The 15290-nt window shown below is 39.8% G+C and carries 13 protein-coding genes and 1 tRNA gene; 3 read left to right on the top strand and 11 right to left on the bottom strand.

Annotated elements, in window-relative coordinates:
- Positions 1 to 41: 41 nt before the first annotated feature.
- From J4N24_RS00475 to J4N24_RS00455, 5 genes are read right to left on the bottom strand one after another with little or no spacing between them, the layout of a single operon-like run.
- On the bottom strand, positions 42 to 1373 hold the full coding sequence (locus J4N24_RS00475) for a cobyrinic acid a,c-diamide synthase CobB (RefSeq protein WP_207531675.1): 1332 nt from the start codon (positions 1371 to 1373) through the stop codon (positions 42 to 44).
- Complete coding sequence (locus J4N24_RS00470) at positions 1373 to 1921, bottom strand: AAA family ATPase (protein WP_207531674.1); 549 nt, start codon at positions 1919 to 1921, stop codon at positions 1373 to 1375. The genes J4N24_RS00475 and J4N24_RS00470 overlap by 1 nt, the downstream gene beginning before the upstream one ends.
- A complete protein-coding gene (cbiB, locus tag J4N24_RS00465) occupies positions 1914 to 2855 on the bottom strand; it encodes an adenosylcobinamide-phosphate synthase CbiB (RefSeq protein ID WP_207531673.1) in 942 nt (313 codons plus the stop codon). Before cbiB ends, J4N24_RS00470 begins: the two co-directional genes overlap by 8 nt.
- Complete coding sequence (locus J4N24_RS00460; protein ID WP_207531672.1) at positions 2834 to 3853, bottom strand: pyridoxal phosphate-dependent aminotransferase; 1020 nt, start codon at positions 3851 to 3853, stop codon at positions 2834 to 2836. The genes cbiB and J4N24_RS00460 overlap by 22 nt, the downstream gene beginning before the upstream one ends.
- A gap of 2 nt (positions 3854 to 3855) precedes the next feature.
- Positions 3856 to 5328 carry a cobyric acid synthase gene (locus J4N24_RS00455; RefSeq protein WP_207531671.1) on the bottom strand — a complete coding sequence of 491 codons (1473 nt, stop codon included), beginning with the start codon at positions 5326 to 5328 and terminating at the stop codon, positions 3856 to 3858.
- A 699-nt stretch (positions 5329 to 6027) separates the two neighbouring features.
- On the opposite strand from J4N24_RS00455, the gene J4N24_RS00450 reads away from it, so the two are divergent.
- Both J4N24_RS00450 and J4N24_RS00445 read left to right on the top strand, forming a co-directional pair.
- Complete coding sequence (locus tag J4N24_RS00450; RefSeq protein WP_207531670.1) at positions 6028 to 6855, top strand: helix-turn-helix domain-containing protein; 828 nt, start codon at positions 6028 to 6030, stop codon at positions 6853 to 6855.
- Positions 6856 to 6973: 118 nt separating this feature from the next.
- On the top strand, positions 6974 to 7549 hold the full coding sequence (locus J4N24_RS00445) for a DUF1572 family protein (RefSeq protein WP_207531669.1): 576 nt from the start codon (positions 6974 to 6976) through the stop codon (positions 7547 to 7549).
- Positions 7550 to 7718: 169 nt separating this feature from the next.
- Here J4N24_RS00445 and J4N24_RS00440 read toward each other — a convergent pair whose 3' ends face one another.
- The gene (locus tag J4N24_RS00440; RefSeq protein WP_207531668.1) at positions 7719 to 8360 is read right to left on the bottom strand and encodes a response regulator transcription factor; all 642 of its coding nucleotides are present in this window, start codon (positions 8358 to 8360) and stop codon (positions 7719 to 7721) included.
- 600 nt (positions 8361 to 8960) lie between these two features.
- Positions 8961 to 9045 (bottom strand) — tRNA-Ser (locus tag J4N24_RS00435).
- Positions 9046 to 9323: 278 nt separating this feature from the next.
- On the opposite strand from J4N24_RS00435, the gene J4N24_RS00430 reads away from it, so the two are divergent.
- Complete coding sequence (locus J4N24_RS00430; RefSeq protein ID WP_207531667.1) at positions 9324 to 9494, top strand: hypothetical protein; 171 nt, start codon at positions 9324 to 9326, stop codon at positions 9492 to 9494.
- Positions 9495 to 9540: 46 nt separating this feature from the next.
- Here the strand turns inward: J4N24_RS00430 and J4N24_RS00425 are convergent, their stop codons facing one another.
- From J4N24_RS00425 to J4N24_RS00410, 4 genes are all read right to left on the bottom strand, one after another.
- Entirely contained in the window at positions 9541 to 10755 is a 1215-nt protein-coding gene (locus J4N24_RS00425; protein WP_207531666.1) for a GAF domain-containing sensor histidine kinase, read from the bottom strand.
- Between the two features lie 64 nt (positions 10756 to 10819).
- A complete protein-coding gene (locus J4N24_RS00420; protein WP_207531665.1) occupies positions 10820 to 11986 on the bottom strand; it encodes a hypothetical protein in 1167 nt (388 codons plus the stop codon).
- Positions 11986 to 13227, bottom strand: a complete 1242-nt coding sequence (locus J4N24_RS00415) for a YaiO family outer membrane beta-barrel protein (protein WP_207531664.1) — start codon at positions 13225 to 13227, stop codon at positions 11986 to 11988. The genes J4N24_RS00420 and J4N24_RS00415 overlap by 1 nt, the downstream gene beginning before the upstream one ends.
- 10 nt (positions 13228 to 13237) lie before the next feature.
- Positions 13238 to 15289 carry an LTA synthase family protein gene (locus J4N24_RS00410; protein ID WP_207531663.1) on the bottom strand — a complete coding sequence of 684 codons (2052 nt, stop codon included), beginning with the start codon at positions 15287 to 15289 and terminating at the stop codon, positions 13238 to 13240.
- Between the last annotated feature and the right edge of the window lies 1 nt (position 15290).

The following is a 15290-nucleotide window of genomic DNA, read 5'->3' as shown; positions in this document are numbered from 1 at the left end:
GGGTACTCTAGGTTTACGATTTTAAATAGGATTGATAAAGGTTAAAACGCAAACAAGTTATTTAGGAAGCCAGGATTTTCAGCCCAATAGAAATGGATGTAAGATGCAATTGTGGAATTTCTTCTGTAGATCTTAGAATCTACTTGAGCTCCTTTTGCATTTAGAATTTTGCAATTGGTAACTATAGCTTCGTTTGCAGCACTACAGTTGGAATAATGGAATTCATGACCTTTTATGGTTAAACCTTTTATTTCAATTTGCCTGTATCCTAAATGCAATTTCGGTACAGCCATAGAGGTCGTCAAAGGTAAGAATCCTACCATAGGGAGAACTTTACTTTCCTGATCAGTAATGGATTGACCTAAATACATCATCCCACCGCATTCAGCAAGTGTTCTTCCCCCAGCCTCACAGTAGGCTCTGATAGTAGAAAGCATTTCCTGATTCTGACTCAATCGTTCTAAATGAAGCTCTGGATATCCCCCGGCAAGGTATAAGAGATCACATTTAGGGAGGCGTTTATCATGTATGGGACTGAAAAAGCTCAGCTCACCCAAAGCTTTCAAGGCTTCCAGGTTCTCCTGATAGGTAAAATTAAAGGCTTCGTCCTTTGCCACAGCAATACGTATCCTTTCTTTGCTTTCTGAAACTGACAAGGCCCTCTCTGCAAATGCTGCAGGAGCAGGTTTTGATGTTAATTCAACAAGTCGCGCCAGATTAACTGTTTTCTCAAGTGATTCAGCAATCCTGCCGCATATTGCTGCAATGTCAACCTGGGTATCTATGCTCAACCCTAAATGTCTGGAAGGAATTTCAATGTTCTCCTGAGGGGGGAGATATCCTAAAGCTTCAACACCTGCATCTGTACAGGCATCAACCAGAAAGCTGTAATGAGAACTTGTTTTAACCCGGTTAAAAATAACTCCCGCCAGGTTGATGTCTTTACAGAAATTTTTAAAGCCATAGATAAGAGCCGCTGCTGAATAGGCCATTGCTTTTGCATCAACCACTAAAACCACCGGGATATCCAACATAATAGCTACTTCAGCTCCGCTTCCCTTCATTTTGTACGCCCCATCGAAAAGTCCCATTACCCCTTCTACAACAGCAGCATCAGCATTAGTTGTATACCTGGCATACAGGCCCTTTGCATGCTCAGCAGAAGCCATAAACATGTCAATGTTGATAGAATGCTGTCCGCTCGCTCTCCTATGCAGGATGGGGTCGATATAATCGGGACCACATTTGAAGGCTTGAACTTTTAGTCCCATATTAGAAAGAGCTTTAATCAGACCTAGTGTAAGTGTGGTTTTGCCAGAATTACTGGAAGGCGCGGCTATCAGAAATTGCGGTATCGATCGATCTTGTTCCATTACCTGGTTGCTGAAACAAAATTTTCAATATGTGACACTACAAGTTCTGCTCGTTCTTTAATACTTGCAGAAGGTAGCTCAATTAATTCGAACCCAAGCTCTTCATAGGTTTCCTTGATTGACTGGTACAACTGGCTTGCCTCTTCAAACGTTTGCCAGCGTTCGGTATCATTCACGTAGATACCTTCCCAGGGGGGTAGGATAAATACCTGAGGATGATATTGGCATTTGAACAAAGCCTGATAATACTTCGCATCAGGATCAATAGATGCCGCTTTGAGATAGGCAATAATATCAGGTATCCCACGATCAAAAAATGTGGCCTGCCCTTTCGGAGCTGCATGATACAGTGACTGCATTCTTTCCAGCGCTTTTTCGGCAAAGGCAGGAAGGTTAATCCATGGGAGGCATTCAGATCCTTTGGCCACTTCTTCGATGATCAGTTGTCTAGAAGCTTCTTCGGATACAGAAAATCCCTTCTCCTCTAATGCGTTGAGTAAACTCGTTTTTCCCGCTCCGGGGCCTCCCGTTATAATATATTTAGGCATGTAAAGCAAAACTTAATGCTGCTATGAGAATAATCATAAGTAAAGTACTGGTATGATTAATTCTTGCAGCGATATTAAAATCTCCGTGATCTATCTCTCTGTTATTTGAACCAATGAAGGGCTTTTCAACTAAAACACCATGATAAACATTCGGACCGCCAAAACGTATGTTCAATATCCCTGCAAGGGCAGCTTCCGGATAGCCCGAATTAGGGCTTTTATGCTTGCTCCCATATTTCAGTGCAAATTGAATAGCTCGCATACTCAGGGCTGAAAGCGCCATTAACACTGCAGTAAGGCGTGCCGGAATAAGATTGGCGACATCATCAAGCCGGGCAGAGAATTTCCCAAATTTTTCATAACGATCAGTCCTGTATCCAAGCATAGAATCCAGGGTATTGATCATTTTGTAAGTCATAAGCCCAGGTACTCCAGCAATTGCAAAATAAAAAAGGGGGGCAATTACCCCATCGCTTAAATTTTCGGACACTGTTTCAAGTACAGCTGTTCTTATTTGCTGAGGACTTAACCTGCTTGTATCGCGACCAACAATCCTTGAAAGCTGTTTTCGGCCTGCTTCGAGTCCCTCAAATTCCAAAACATGAAAAACATTTCTGCCTTCCTGGATTAATCCTTTATTAGCGAGCCCGTAAAAAACAAAAACACTGGCACTGATAAAATAAGCAATAGGATGGAGCTGAAATAACAGTTTTTGAAGGAAATAGAAGGATAGAAAACAAAGAGTGCAAAGGGATATTGCTAACAAGCACCCCTTTATGAATCTTCCTTTGCCTTTATTCAGGAGCTTTTCAGCTCTGTATATGGCATTTCCATAAACCCTTACCGGATGCGGAAGTTGCTCAGGATCGCCAAAGATGAGATCAAGAAGGTAGCCTGTAAATAGCGAGAAAACTAATAACCGGAACTCATCCATTCTTTCATTGCCTTGATTAAAAGTTCATTTTTATCTGCTTCTAAAGTCGCAAGCCGGAAATGTTTCGCTTCTAGAGTTTTGAAATTGCTGGCATCACGAATAAGAATGCCAAAATTATCAATTAAAAAGCGTTTTAAGTCGGCCGCTGTGTACTTTGGTGTTTCTGCAATGAAGAAATGGGTGCTGCTATCAAATACATTTATCCCCGTAGTTCGGAGCAACTCAGAGAACCGTATTTTCTCTTCTAATAATTGGTTTAAGGGAATCTGAATAGAATTGTAGTTGTCAAAGATAAATTTTCCGGCTTCTACAGCCAGTGTGTTTACAGACCAGGGATATTTCAAAGATCTCAATTTCTCAATGATCTCCTTTGCTGCGACAATATACCCTAGCCGTAACCCTGGTATAGCATAAGCTTTGGTCAGAGATCTTAATATGATGAGATTTTCAAGATGACTGGCCAATGAGATGAGTGAATCTATCGCAAGTGTAAATTCAATGAAAGCTTCATCTACAACAAATAGAACACCAGGATTTGCTCTGATTATAGCCTCCATATTTTGAATTGCATAACCAGTAGGATTATTTGGATTACAGATAAAAAGGATATCAGCGTTGATTATAAGATCTGCTCTCAGCTCCTCCCATCTGATAAAACTTATCTGATGTTCGTACATTTTGCAGGCATCCTGGTATTCAGCAAAGGCAGGAATCGTAATTGCCGTCTTTCTTCCTTCAAAAGCTTGTGCTACCAGGTAAATGCTTTCTGTACTGCCGTTATTGATTAGAAATGAATCAGCAGGAAGTTGATGGTGGTGACTTAACTTTTCTACCAGGCCCTCTGCTACCACCTCAGGATACTTGTTGATACTTGGCCATATAGAAAAGAGGTGTTCCTTAAGTCCCGCAGGTTCTCCGCCATACCACACGTTAGTACTAAAATCTGCCTGGATCTGCTTTTGATACAGGTATCCGTCGTCGCCGTGGCCGTGCAGCATGGTTAGCTTTCTAAAGTTTGATAAATGAACTTCATGTCGAGATGATTCCTGATCAGATCAGCCAGCCGGTTATATTGCAGATCTTTGAATTCCTGGTAGTCCATGATGTTTTCTAAGTCGGTGTATGGTTTTAGCAGATGATTAATTACTGCAGGATTATCAAGGATGCCATGCATATACGTTCCCCAGCATCGCTCGTTAAGAAAGTAGCCATCTACTCTGCCATCGCTGAGAAAATTAAGGGGACGTGCCTTCTCTGTGCTTGTTTCTCCCATATGGATCTCATACCCCAAACATTCATTATTCAGCTCTTGAAATCTGAAAGTAGACTGTTTAGTTACTTTTTCCGAATGCAGAATAGTCTTAACAGGAAGTATTCCAAGTCCTGCGGTAGAACTAATACTGCTTTCTATCCCGTAAGGGTCGTCTATAGATTCCCCTAGCATTTGGTACCCTCCGCAAATCCCTATAATGGTTTTACCATCTTTAAAGCCCTGCATAACAGCCTGTGCAACGCCATTATTTTTAATAGCTATCGTATCCTCAATGGTGTTTTTGCTTCCTGGCAGGATAATGATATCTGCCTTGCCTATTTCTTCAGGATCAATGGTATAGTAAACGCTAGCTCTCGGATCATTTTCAAGGCGACTGAAGTCAGTAAAGTTAGAGAGACGGTTTAAGAGAATAACAGCAATATTTACTTTATCCCCGGAGGCTTTATTCAGTTTCTGTTTTAGGGATACTGAGTCTTCCTCTTCAATCACAATATCCTTGAAGTAGGGAAGGATCCCGACCACAGGTACTCCGCAAAGCTTTTCGATCATAACCCTTCCTTCTTCAAACAAGGCACTATCGCCGCGGAATTTATTGATTATGATTCCCTTTATCAATGCTTTTTCCTCGGGTTCGAGTAATGCCATAGTTCCATATAAGCTCGCAAAAACTCCACCTCGCTCAATGTCTGTAACCAGGAAAGTGGCGGCGCCTGCTTCCTTTGCCATTCTCATATTGGTGATGTCACGATGCTTTAGGTTCAATTCTGAAATGCTTCCTGCACCTTCAAGTACTATAGGCATGTAATCAGAAGCTAAACGCCTAAAAGAGGCGGTGACTTCCTGGAAAAGCTTTTCGCGCCCTTCAGCCTTAAAATAGTCCCTGGCCGACATGTTTCCAACCGGTTTTCCATGCAGCACTACCTGCGAACTGGAATCAGATGTTGGTTTAAGTAGCACCGGATTCATATCAGTATGGCAAGAAATGCCTGCAGCTTCTGCTTGTACAGCCTGCGCTCTTCCAATTTCAAAGCCATCTGGAGTGGCGAAGCTGTTAAGCGACATGTTTTGTGCCTTAAAAGGAGCAGGAGAGAAGCCATCCTGCTTAAAGATGCGGCAGAAGCCCGCCGTGATCACACTTTTTCCAACATCGGAAGAAGTACCAACAAACATAATGGGTTTTAAGACTACCTTTTTTTCCATTTAAAGCTTTAGCTAAGCTGCGGCAAAAATAGAAAATTGAGCGCCGGTATCAGAATCAGGGGTGTTAAAAGTAAACTGTTTTTTGTTTTATCCTCTGACTCCTTGCAACTTACCAGATTTTTCTTCTGAAAATGTTTGTCCCAGGACCAGATCCTCTGTTTTGTTTTACAAAATGGTTATTTAAAATCGTTTCAAATTTTACTTTTAGTTAATTGATAGTTCCATCTACTTCGTACTTTCAGCCTTTATTTTCAGCTGTGAAGCCCATTTTAGACATAAATACCGTGCAAGAGGGGGATCTTTTGTACTATGGAGAAAGCTTATTTGTTGTATCATCACTCGATTATCAGGCTAATCTTATTTACATAAAATTCGAGGATGGCCAGGTTTTACCGAAAACTATTAGTGATTGGGAAAATTGCAAATTCTTTAGAGTAGGCTCTCAATAATATACCGGGTTCTTTGTACTAAAAATACTCCTTGCATTACCTGCATGAGAAATTTTAATAGCAATACTTTGACAATCTGGGCCGACTTTGTTGGCTTACGTTTTTTTATATTTGTACAAATTGTGATAAGGTTTAGGTTGCCCTGCTGCTCTCATAGCTACAGGGCTTTTTATTGCGATCAATTTTCTTTCAATAACAAATTCAAATAGCAGTTCCGGAAGGTTTCTATAATACTTAGCTTTACATTGCTATGGATAAAGACATCTTTACCTTACCTCAGGATTTCGGAATAGAAGTTACCGACTGCCGGATCTATTTTTATTCCAATAACAGGTCTTCCATAAGGAACAAAGTAATCTTTACCACAAATATGTTTTGCCTGTTGCAGATTGGAGTCAAAGAAGTTCAAACAGCAGAAGGTAAAGAATTGATCACAGATCGGGATATTCTACTGCTAAGCAGTGGAAGTACTTTAATGTCTGAGAGGGTTGCCGAGAATAAGGAATATGAAGCTATTCTTATTTTTTTTAGTAACAAGGTATTGTCTGACTATGCAGCAACAAGTCTGTGTTCAAAAACTAATCTTGATCAAGCCAAAGGGATCTGCAAATTCGAAAAGGATCCGTTCATCAATAACTTCTGTGAATCTTTGCAATTGTTGCGCAGACAGGGTAATTCAGAAATGGATGAATTAAAAGCTCGTGAACTTCTCATGTATGTGAGTGTAAGATACCCTGATCAGTTCAAAGCTTTCGTTCTCCAGGCCTTTAATGATAAGACGGAAATTAAGCTTCGACAGGTGGTAAGCCTGAATTTAAATAAAGGTTTAAGTATTGATGAGTTGGCGTTTTTATGCGATATGAGCGTCTCCACCTTTAAAAGACATTTCATGAGTACCTATAAAATGTCCCCTCAAAGATATTTTCAGCAGATGAAAATGGATAAAGCCCGCTTTCTGCTTTCCCTTCAGAAGCGACCTTCTGAGATTTATACAGAATTGGGATACGCCAACCTTGCAGCCTTTAGCAACGAATTTAAAAAGTATTTTGGCTGTTCTCCCAGTCAGTTTCCTGTTTAAATGAGCGACTAGAGAAAGTTGTTGACCTATTACAGTAACTATTTTTCTAAGTATTCCTGCAACTTTGAAAAGACTTCTGCGAGATAATTAAGACATGTTAAACTTGTTAAAAATCGTTATGGATAGCGGATACCTTGAGAGCGTAATAAAACAGTTCGAATATTATAAAATGCTTGGAGAGAAAACTTTTTCCCAGGTACCGGAAGAGAAATTGTTCTGGCAATACAATGAAGAGAGCAATAGTATTGCCACCATCGTAAAACACCTTTGGGGGAATATGTTAAGTCGCTGGACAGATTTTCTAACAAGTGATGGTGAGAAAGAATGGCGTGATCGTGAAGCTGAATTTTTTAATGATGTAATGAACAAGGATGATATGATCACGAAGTGGAATGAAGGGTGGAAAGTGTTTTTTGACACCTTGTACTCTTTAAGCAATGAAAATCTTGCACAGCTGATCTACATACGTAATCAGGGACATACAGTTATGGAGGCAATCAACCGCCAGCTCGCCCATTACAGTTATCATATTGGTCAGATTGTGTTTATTGGTAAGATGTGCGCGTCGTCCTGGAGTTCTCTTTCTATTCCTAAGGGGCAATCGGCAATGTATAACTCAGAGAGGTTCTCAGAGCCGAAGCAAAAAAAGCACTTCACCGACGAATATCTGGAAGATAAAAAAAAGGAAGAATAAAAGCCTTATGGAATTTTCTATACAAAAGTCTCTGCAAATACTACATAGTCCGGCTTTGAAGATTGGGAGTTAAGTTTACCCATTCACCTGAAAAGATACCGCTACAAGGAGTATTATTTCAATCACCTTATAGCAGTATTTTCAATTGCTGTAAAAGGGTACCCTTATTTTAAGCTGCCTCGATTAAGCCGCTTTTATACGCTACTTTGATCATCTGTGCTGAGTTTTTTACCCCAAGCTTACGGCTTAGGCTTAGTCTATGACCTTCTACAGTTCTACGACTTGTGAATAACTTGTCTGCTATCTGGTAATTAGTATAACCCTCTGCAATAAGAGTAAGAACCTCAAGCTCCCTGCTGGTCAGGTTTACCGCTGTATCTTCCGAATTTGCTAGCGGGCTCGTCTGCTTCATAAATTTAAGCCCGAGGACAGAACAAACATAAATCCGTCCTTTAGCAACCTGATCTACTGCGAAATGAAGTTCTTCAACGCTACAATCTTTTAGCAGATAGGCTTTTACACCTATTTCAAAAGCTTTTTTAACGGTTTGTTGATGATCATTATCCGATACTACTATTGCTTGTAGGTCCGGATGGCGGTAGTGTAGTTTCCGTAATCTCAAAATTTCGTCTTCCTGACTTAGGTCGCTTTCAATTACCGCAATACCTGCTATTCCTGTTTCTGCCATCAATATAACGTCTTCCAAAGAATTAGCATCTCTGATTATTCCAAGGTTTGTGTTTGTTTCCAGCAATCTTCTTAAAAGGTCTCTTTCCTCCTTTGGATTAATTGCTATTATTATGTTTTTCATGGTTTTGGTATGTATAGTTTTGCGTTTTTAATTCGGATGTACGAACTTCCATCTGGCTTTGAAGCTCTTCGATTGTGATCTGTTTTCCTTATTGCTTTTCAAGATTAGGGTGGTCTTAGCAAGTAAGAGATTATTGGGGATCATATTTTTAAAAAGTGCATTATTCATAGGGAATAGCTTTGTAGCAACAACTTGTAAGCTACCTTTCTGTTTCTGAAATGATCTAAACAGGTAGTTAAACGGTAGGGGTGGGGGTTTATACTTGTTTTGGGTACTTAGGAGAGTAGGAATGAGGAGATAAGGCTTTTGTTGCAGGGATTAACTTCGTTGATCCCTTAGAGGGGGTGGCTTCAAATCAAATGCTGGTCGCTACGCTCCCTGGCATTTTTTGTTTATCTGCTCGCCCGAGTAAACTCGGCTCACCGTAAACAAAAAATGCCACCCTTCGGGCAGCATTTTATTTGGCGGAGAGTGAGTGATTTCTCACTCGCTCGATGCCTGGCTATACCCGTTCGAGAGATAGTTCGAACCCAGGCCTACCCTTCTGGTTCGAATCCCTCCTAACGCACGAAAGGCATCCCATAAGGATGCCTTTCTTCGCGGAGAGTGAGGGATTCGAACCCCCGGACCTGTTACAGTCAACAGTTTTCAAGACTGCCGCAATCGACCACTCTGCCAACTCTCCGGGGGCAAAAGTACAAAAAAGGTGTTCACCTCCAAATTGAAAAATGCTTTTCTGCTTATTTAACACTGTGTTTTTCCCTAAATGCTTTAGGATCAATGTTAAATTTTTTTTAAATTATTCCTTCATCAACCTTATTTCCCGCATTATTGAACAAAGACCATTAGAACGGAATGCGATGAGCGCTTATGAAATAGTATTTTGAAGAGAACTTATTTTAAAAATTGAATTAATGTCCCCATCTTAAAGACAAGATCGTCATTGGGTAAATTATTAATATCATGAAAGAATTTGTTTTAATCTTTAGAAACAGTGCTAACCCTGGCGGTCAGCCTTCACCTGAGCAGATGCAGGAAATAATGAGCAATTGGATGAATTCAATAACTCTTAGTAATACGGAGAATGAAAAAAAATCGCTGAAAAAGGAAATATCTAAATTATCACCGTATTAAAAAAGCTTTAACTTCTCTTATTAAAAAAGTTAAAGCTTTTCTTCATTTATTTCTGCGGTTGAGGCAAGCTTATTTCGAAGATTGTTTCTTTTCCAGGAATAGAGTTTATGTTGAGGATCCCATCAAGGGTTTCTACAAGATGTTTCACAAGCGCCAATCCAAATCCAAAGCCTATTTCTCCTTCAGTTCCGTTCGTTGAACTTCCCTGACCTTTTACAACAGCATCGATGGACTCCTGACTTAGTCCAATGCCTGTATCCCTTACCTGGATAATAAGATCATTAGTATGCGTTCCTATTTTAAGTTTCAGATCAACCACAACTTGTCCACCCTCTGGTGTGAATTTAATCGCGTTCGAAATTAAATTGCCGATGATCTGAAGCAACTTGTTTTTGGAAAAAGGAATTACTTCTGTATCTGCCGCCGTATGAACTTCAAACTTGATGTTCTTGTTCATCGCTTGTGGCGTATACAGTTGTAAAAGCTTCTCTTTCAATACCAGTTGGTTATACTCGTCGGCCTTTAAGGCAGGTGCCTTTTCTAATTTCTTTTCAGAGGTAAGAATCTCATTAGCAAGGTCTAAAATGGAGCTGCTGCTTTTATTGATCAAATTAATGAATTCCATTACCTCTTCAATCTTGTTGCTGTCTCCTTGTTCTGCTATTATCTCTGTTAAGCCAATAATACCTGCTAATGGTCCTCTAACGTCATGAACAATACGTTTCTTCGTTTCATTCGATTCTTTTAAAGCTGCCTGAAGTTGTGCGATTGCTTTGAATGCCTTCAATCGGTTAACCACCTCCTCCGCTATTATTTGGAGCATCTCGGTTTTTTCAGGAGTTAATATTTTGGTCTCCTTATCCATTACACATAAGGCCCCAATATTAATTCCCTCCTTAGTTCTGAGAGGAATTCCATAATAGTATTTCAAGTGCGGGTCGCCTACGACATAAAATTTATTTTTGAAACGATCATCGGCCGTTAGATCAGATACTTCAAACTTATCAGTTTCTACAATAGTATATTGGCAAACAGATTCTTCCCTTCCCATCTGGTCCAACGAAATTCCATGACTTGAAATAGTCCATTGGGTATAGGTATCAATCAGATTCACCAGGGAAATTTCAGACCCTGCGATCTTTGCTGCTAATCTGGCCAAATTCTCAAAAGAGTCCTGAAGATTGGTGTAATCCAGATCAAATTCGGATAGGTTGATAATCCGTTCGAACTCATTAGCCGGTAGCGGGTATTTAATTGTCATAATTTAGCCAATAATAATTCTATAAATATACTGCTGCTTTTAGTTAAGCTGTTAATAATCTAATTTATTTCTTTAGCGAACTATAATATTCGGAAAGTACTTTATCCATCATAGGGTAATAAAATCGCCAGAAAAATCCTGACCTGTCTTCTTTATTATCGGAGTTATAGAACAAGGCACTAAAAAAGTCAATTCCTTTAAAATAAGAGCTGGTCATCGAAACCGGATTATCGCAAAAGTCGCCCGAGAAGTAGTAGAATTGGTAATCTGTTCCCTTATGGTAGATCACCGCTGGAATTTCTGTAGGAATACCATTGCGTTTTAATTCCTGACGCCCCATAGATGTCGTATTTATTTCAAAGTTTGCCGCGATAGTATTTATCCTTTTATCAGGAACGATAATATCAAACCAGAAAGGGTATTTAGTAAGATCGGGTAGATCAAGGTTTGCTTTCCCTGCCTCCCTTGATCTTATATAGGTCATAGCATCAGATAAGTGAATATCTTCTTCCAGAATCACTACTTTGTCGGAAGAACTGACAAAAGCAATTCCAGCTTTGTGAAATGGCCATTTACCCTGATGGTCCCGTTTGTAGTTATTGATCAACCATAACGGAAGTTCCTTATCCTTTACGGTATCAAGAACAGGAAAATAACGCGCCGTCCAGCCTGACCACCTCATTCCGAACATAGTTTCAAACTTCGCCCTGATATTATCTGGAGTAGGGGAGCCTATCGTATTAAATTCACTGAGGATAAGCTTGTGTTTATCTTTCATCAGTTGTAGAAAGTCGACATCCCGCTTGCTCATTCCGCCATATACAAGGCCCGATCGTTCTGTGCTTTGTTCACTTGTATACCATTCGTTTTTGTATATCCCGTAGGTGTCTGTAAAATAAGTGAGGTCTGCATCATCACTTAGCTGATCAAGGTTTTCGAGAGAGAATCTTTCAAGTCCTTTCAATTCATATTGATATTCGGCTTTCGGAAAAAAACCGAAATAGTCGTGTCCGGCATGATAAAGCTTACTTTGAGTTTTAGCAAAACGATTGTTGTTCAGCAGCCACGAAAAACTTACATGTTCTTGTCCTTTGCTGGTTAGAACCGTTTTATCAATAATGGCTGCCACCATTTTCTTTTTAGGAGTAAGGAGCCAGGCAAACCACATCCATAGCGGGATCAGCACTATAATGAGGAGGATTGCCGTTAACACTCGTTTAATGCTAAACATTAGAATCTTTTTTGATAACCTAAGCCTACGGTAAATTGGTTCCCTCTTGTATCCCTTCTATATTCCTGGTTTTGCCAGGATGCATTCAACGCCAAAACATTTGTACGGTTAAAAAGATGCCTGAAAGACCCCGTTATATTATTGGAACGAAGTTTATAACCTGTATTAAGCAATATATTATTGCTGGTTTCATCAGGAGAAATCCCTGTTCCTGCGCCAACACTAAAATAGTCGTCTGATCCACCGTAGTAATAGCGGAAGGTCAGTGCATAAGACTGAGATATATCATTTCCTGAAGGGGTAAGGTAGGTCCTGAAATTAAACCAATAGTTCTTCACGTATTTGCCGGCTGACAATGTATATACGGTTGTATTGTCAGTGAAATGAAGGAACCTTATACCGGCTTCCGCTTCAAACGAAGAAGGCAGGTTTGCATATAAGGAGAACCCCGCCCTGTATTTAGGGAATATCCCTACGTCGCCTGAATAGCCAGCTCCCACGTAGGCATAAAAAGTTTTAGAGATACTCGGATAAGCTTCTAATTCTACTTGTGTTCCGTTATCGGAAAAACGGTTTGCATAATTGAGCCGCGCTGTTACAGATCCTATTGGAGTTTGCCGGCCATAGTCTATACTTGCCAGATGCCATGGATCGCTAAACTGCTCGTCGAAGTATACAAAGTCATATCCTACACCTATTTTGTTTTTGGAAGAGTTTTCTTTCAGTCGTTCTGCCAGTGCCCTTGCTTCTGTATTTTTAGGATCTTTTTTCAGCAAGTAAGCTATAGTATTACTGGCTTCTGTCGGTTTACCCAGATCGTTCAGGATCTTAGATTTAATTAGTAAGAGATCTTTAGAATCAGGACTTGTGCTTAATCCGTTCTCGGCAATTGAAAGCGCTTTATTCGAGTTATTATTCCAAAACTCAAGACTAGCATAAGCGAAAGATGCATCTTCATTTCCTGGCTTACGCTGAAGTACCTGTTCAAATACTGCCCTTGCACTATCGGGTTTGTCATTCCAGGTATACACACGTCCTAAAAACACCTGTATATCCGTGTAATCCGGACTTTGTTTAAGAGCTCTTTTAGATAGTTCAATAGCTGTAGAGTAATCTTTTTTATCGAAAGCTGCCTCACGTGCCAGTTGAAAAAGCGAATCAGATGAAAGCTTTTCCTGAGCAGTCAGATGCTGCAGTGAAAACAGGATTGAGGCAATTATAATTAGATACTTTTTGCTCATACAATGCTTCTTATTTTTTTTGAGGAGAGTATTTCTGATAGATCGAGTCCGGAATCAAACTTTGTTTTAAAGCCATTTTATTGTTTTTGCTTTTGAACTCATTAAACTGGCTATTCAACCTCAACAATATATTTTTATCTTCTACTTTTTCTTCCTCCATGTTATTTGAAAGCTTATACACCATTTGCCCATTCAAATGGTAATCACCAGAAATATAGTCGTTAAATGCTGTCTTGGTTTGAATTAGGGGAGCCGAATGTACGTTTCTGAAAGAACGGCTGGTATCCAGCCCTTTACCAAGCCATGTATTGACAGAAGGAATATTCACCTGATAGTCTTGCCTTAAGAAGCTAAGCAGGCTAGGCGCAATATCAAAATGAGTTGACACCGATTCAATTTTAGCTGTTCTTTCCAACAGGGGAGAATAGATGATCAAAGGCACATGGTAGCGATCAATTTTGGAGCTCATCGGAATTTCGGGCATCCGGTGATCGCCTGTAATCAAAAATATAGTATTTCCGAAATCAGAACGTTTTTTATACTCATTGATGAACGATCTTAGAGCATCGTCGGTATACAAAATGCTGGAATATTGGTATTTATATGCCTGATATTCCTTTGTTTTTTCTGCGTTAAGCCCCAATTTCTGTATATGCTTGTCGAAAACCTTAAAGTATTTACCTTGCTCATTCAACAGAAAGGGACTGTGGGATGCTACAGTAAGAAGTATACTCATTTGAGGAGACCGGCTATCTGCAGGTCTTGAATTAAGATACCATTTATAAAGGTCTTTGTCGGTATATCCCCAGCTAAAACCATTTTGAGCCGGCAATTTCGAGTACCCGGAAGGGAAGCTTGCAATATCCTTTATCTCGTCTATCTTATTTTTTCTCAAGAACACATTCATCTTGTCAAAACGAGCATCTCCGCCGTAATAAAAGGAGGTCTGGTAGCCCGAACTCTTAAGAATAGTTAACAGTGATAAATGTTGTGGTGCTTTTTCTCCTAATTCAAGAAATCCATTTTTACCAAAAGGCAATGACGCCAGAATTGAGGGTAATGCAGCAAAAGTACGTCCTCCTGAACTAAGAAAGTTAGAAAAGTAAATACTTTTCGTAGATAAGGAATCCAGGAAGGGGGTAAAACTTCCAAGATAGGCATCGTCATTACTAAAGGCTCTCCCAAGACCCTCCACAAGAATTATTACAATATTCGGTTTCGTATTTCCTTTGCGAAAGAAAGGAGACAATACATTCGAGGTATCCCCCTTATGAAGAAATGGAAACTGTTTCCTGTCTACATAAGTAAAACCCTGTGGCTGCTTATCCATTGAATCGCTGAACATTCCCAAATAGCCGTCATCATAGATATCTGTTTCAACTTCACCTGGAAAGTAATGTTTATAAAGTTCGCCGTAAAAGAAGTCTGATTTATTGATGACGAGGTTATTCGTAAAGTCTGAGGTGAATGATGAGGGATAAATTGACGAAGAGAATCCGCTTAATAGAAAAATGAATGACACTAAGGGAATCATTAAGGCAAGCAGCTTTGATGGTCTTAAACCTTTCTTTAAACGATATAGCACAGTTACGATCACCGTTACGGCGATTAAGAAAAAGGAAAGCGACAGTAAGGAAAAAGCGCCCGCCGAACCAAGCGTTTGCATAATTTCCTCCCTCGAGTAGCCAAATACATCAGCTCCAAGAGGGATTAAAGCTTCAGAAAAATATCTTATTAAAGCAATTTCAATCAGCGTTATGATAGTGAAAATAACAATAAGTATTCCTTGCGCCAATTTAGGGCGAACCTGGTATACCAGGATATACAGCAGCCAAAAGAAAAACTGATACTTGAACCATAACCCTGTACTGTTGATCAAACCACCTATTAAGGATAAAAAGAATGGTTGGGGAAACTGATGAACAACACCGTTATAAATAAATTCAACAATCCTGATCACTAAAATCAGAATCAGTAATGTAAGGGAAATAGCCGCAAAATCTTTGCAAGCCAGATAAAATTTTTCCAGACTTTTATGCTTACTAGTAGTACCAGTCTTCATA

Origin of the sequence: Desertivirga arenae, from assembly GCF_017355785.1 — a bacterium.
Classification (GTDB): Bacteria; Bacteroidota; Bacteroidia; order Sphingobacteriales; family Sphingobacteriaceae; genus Desertivirga; species Desertivirga arenae.
This window is presented reverse-complemented; position numbering and strand designations above follow the sequence as displayed.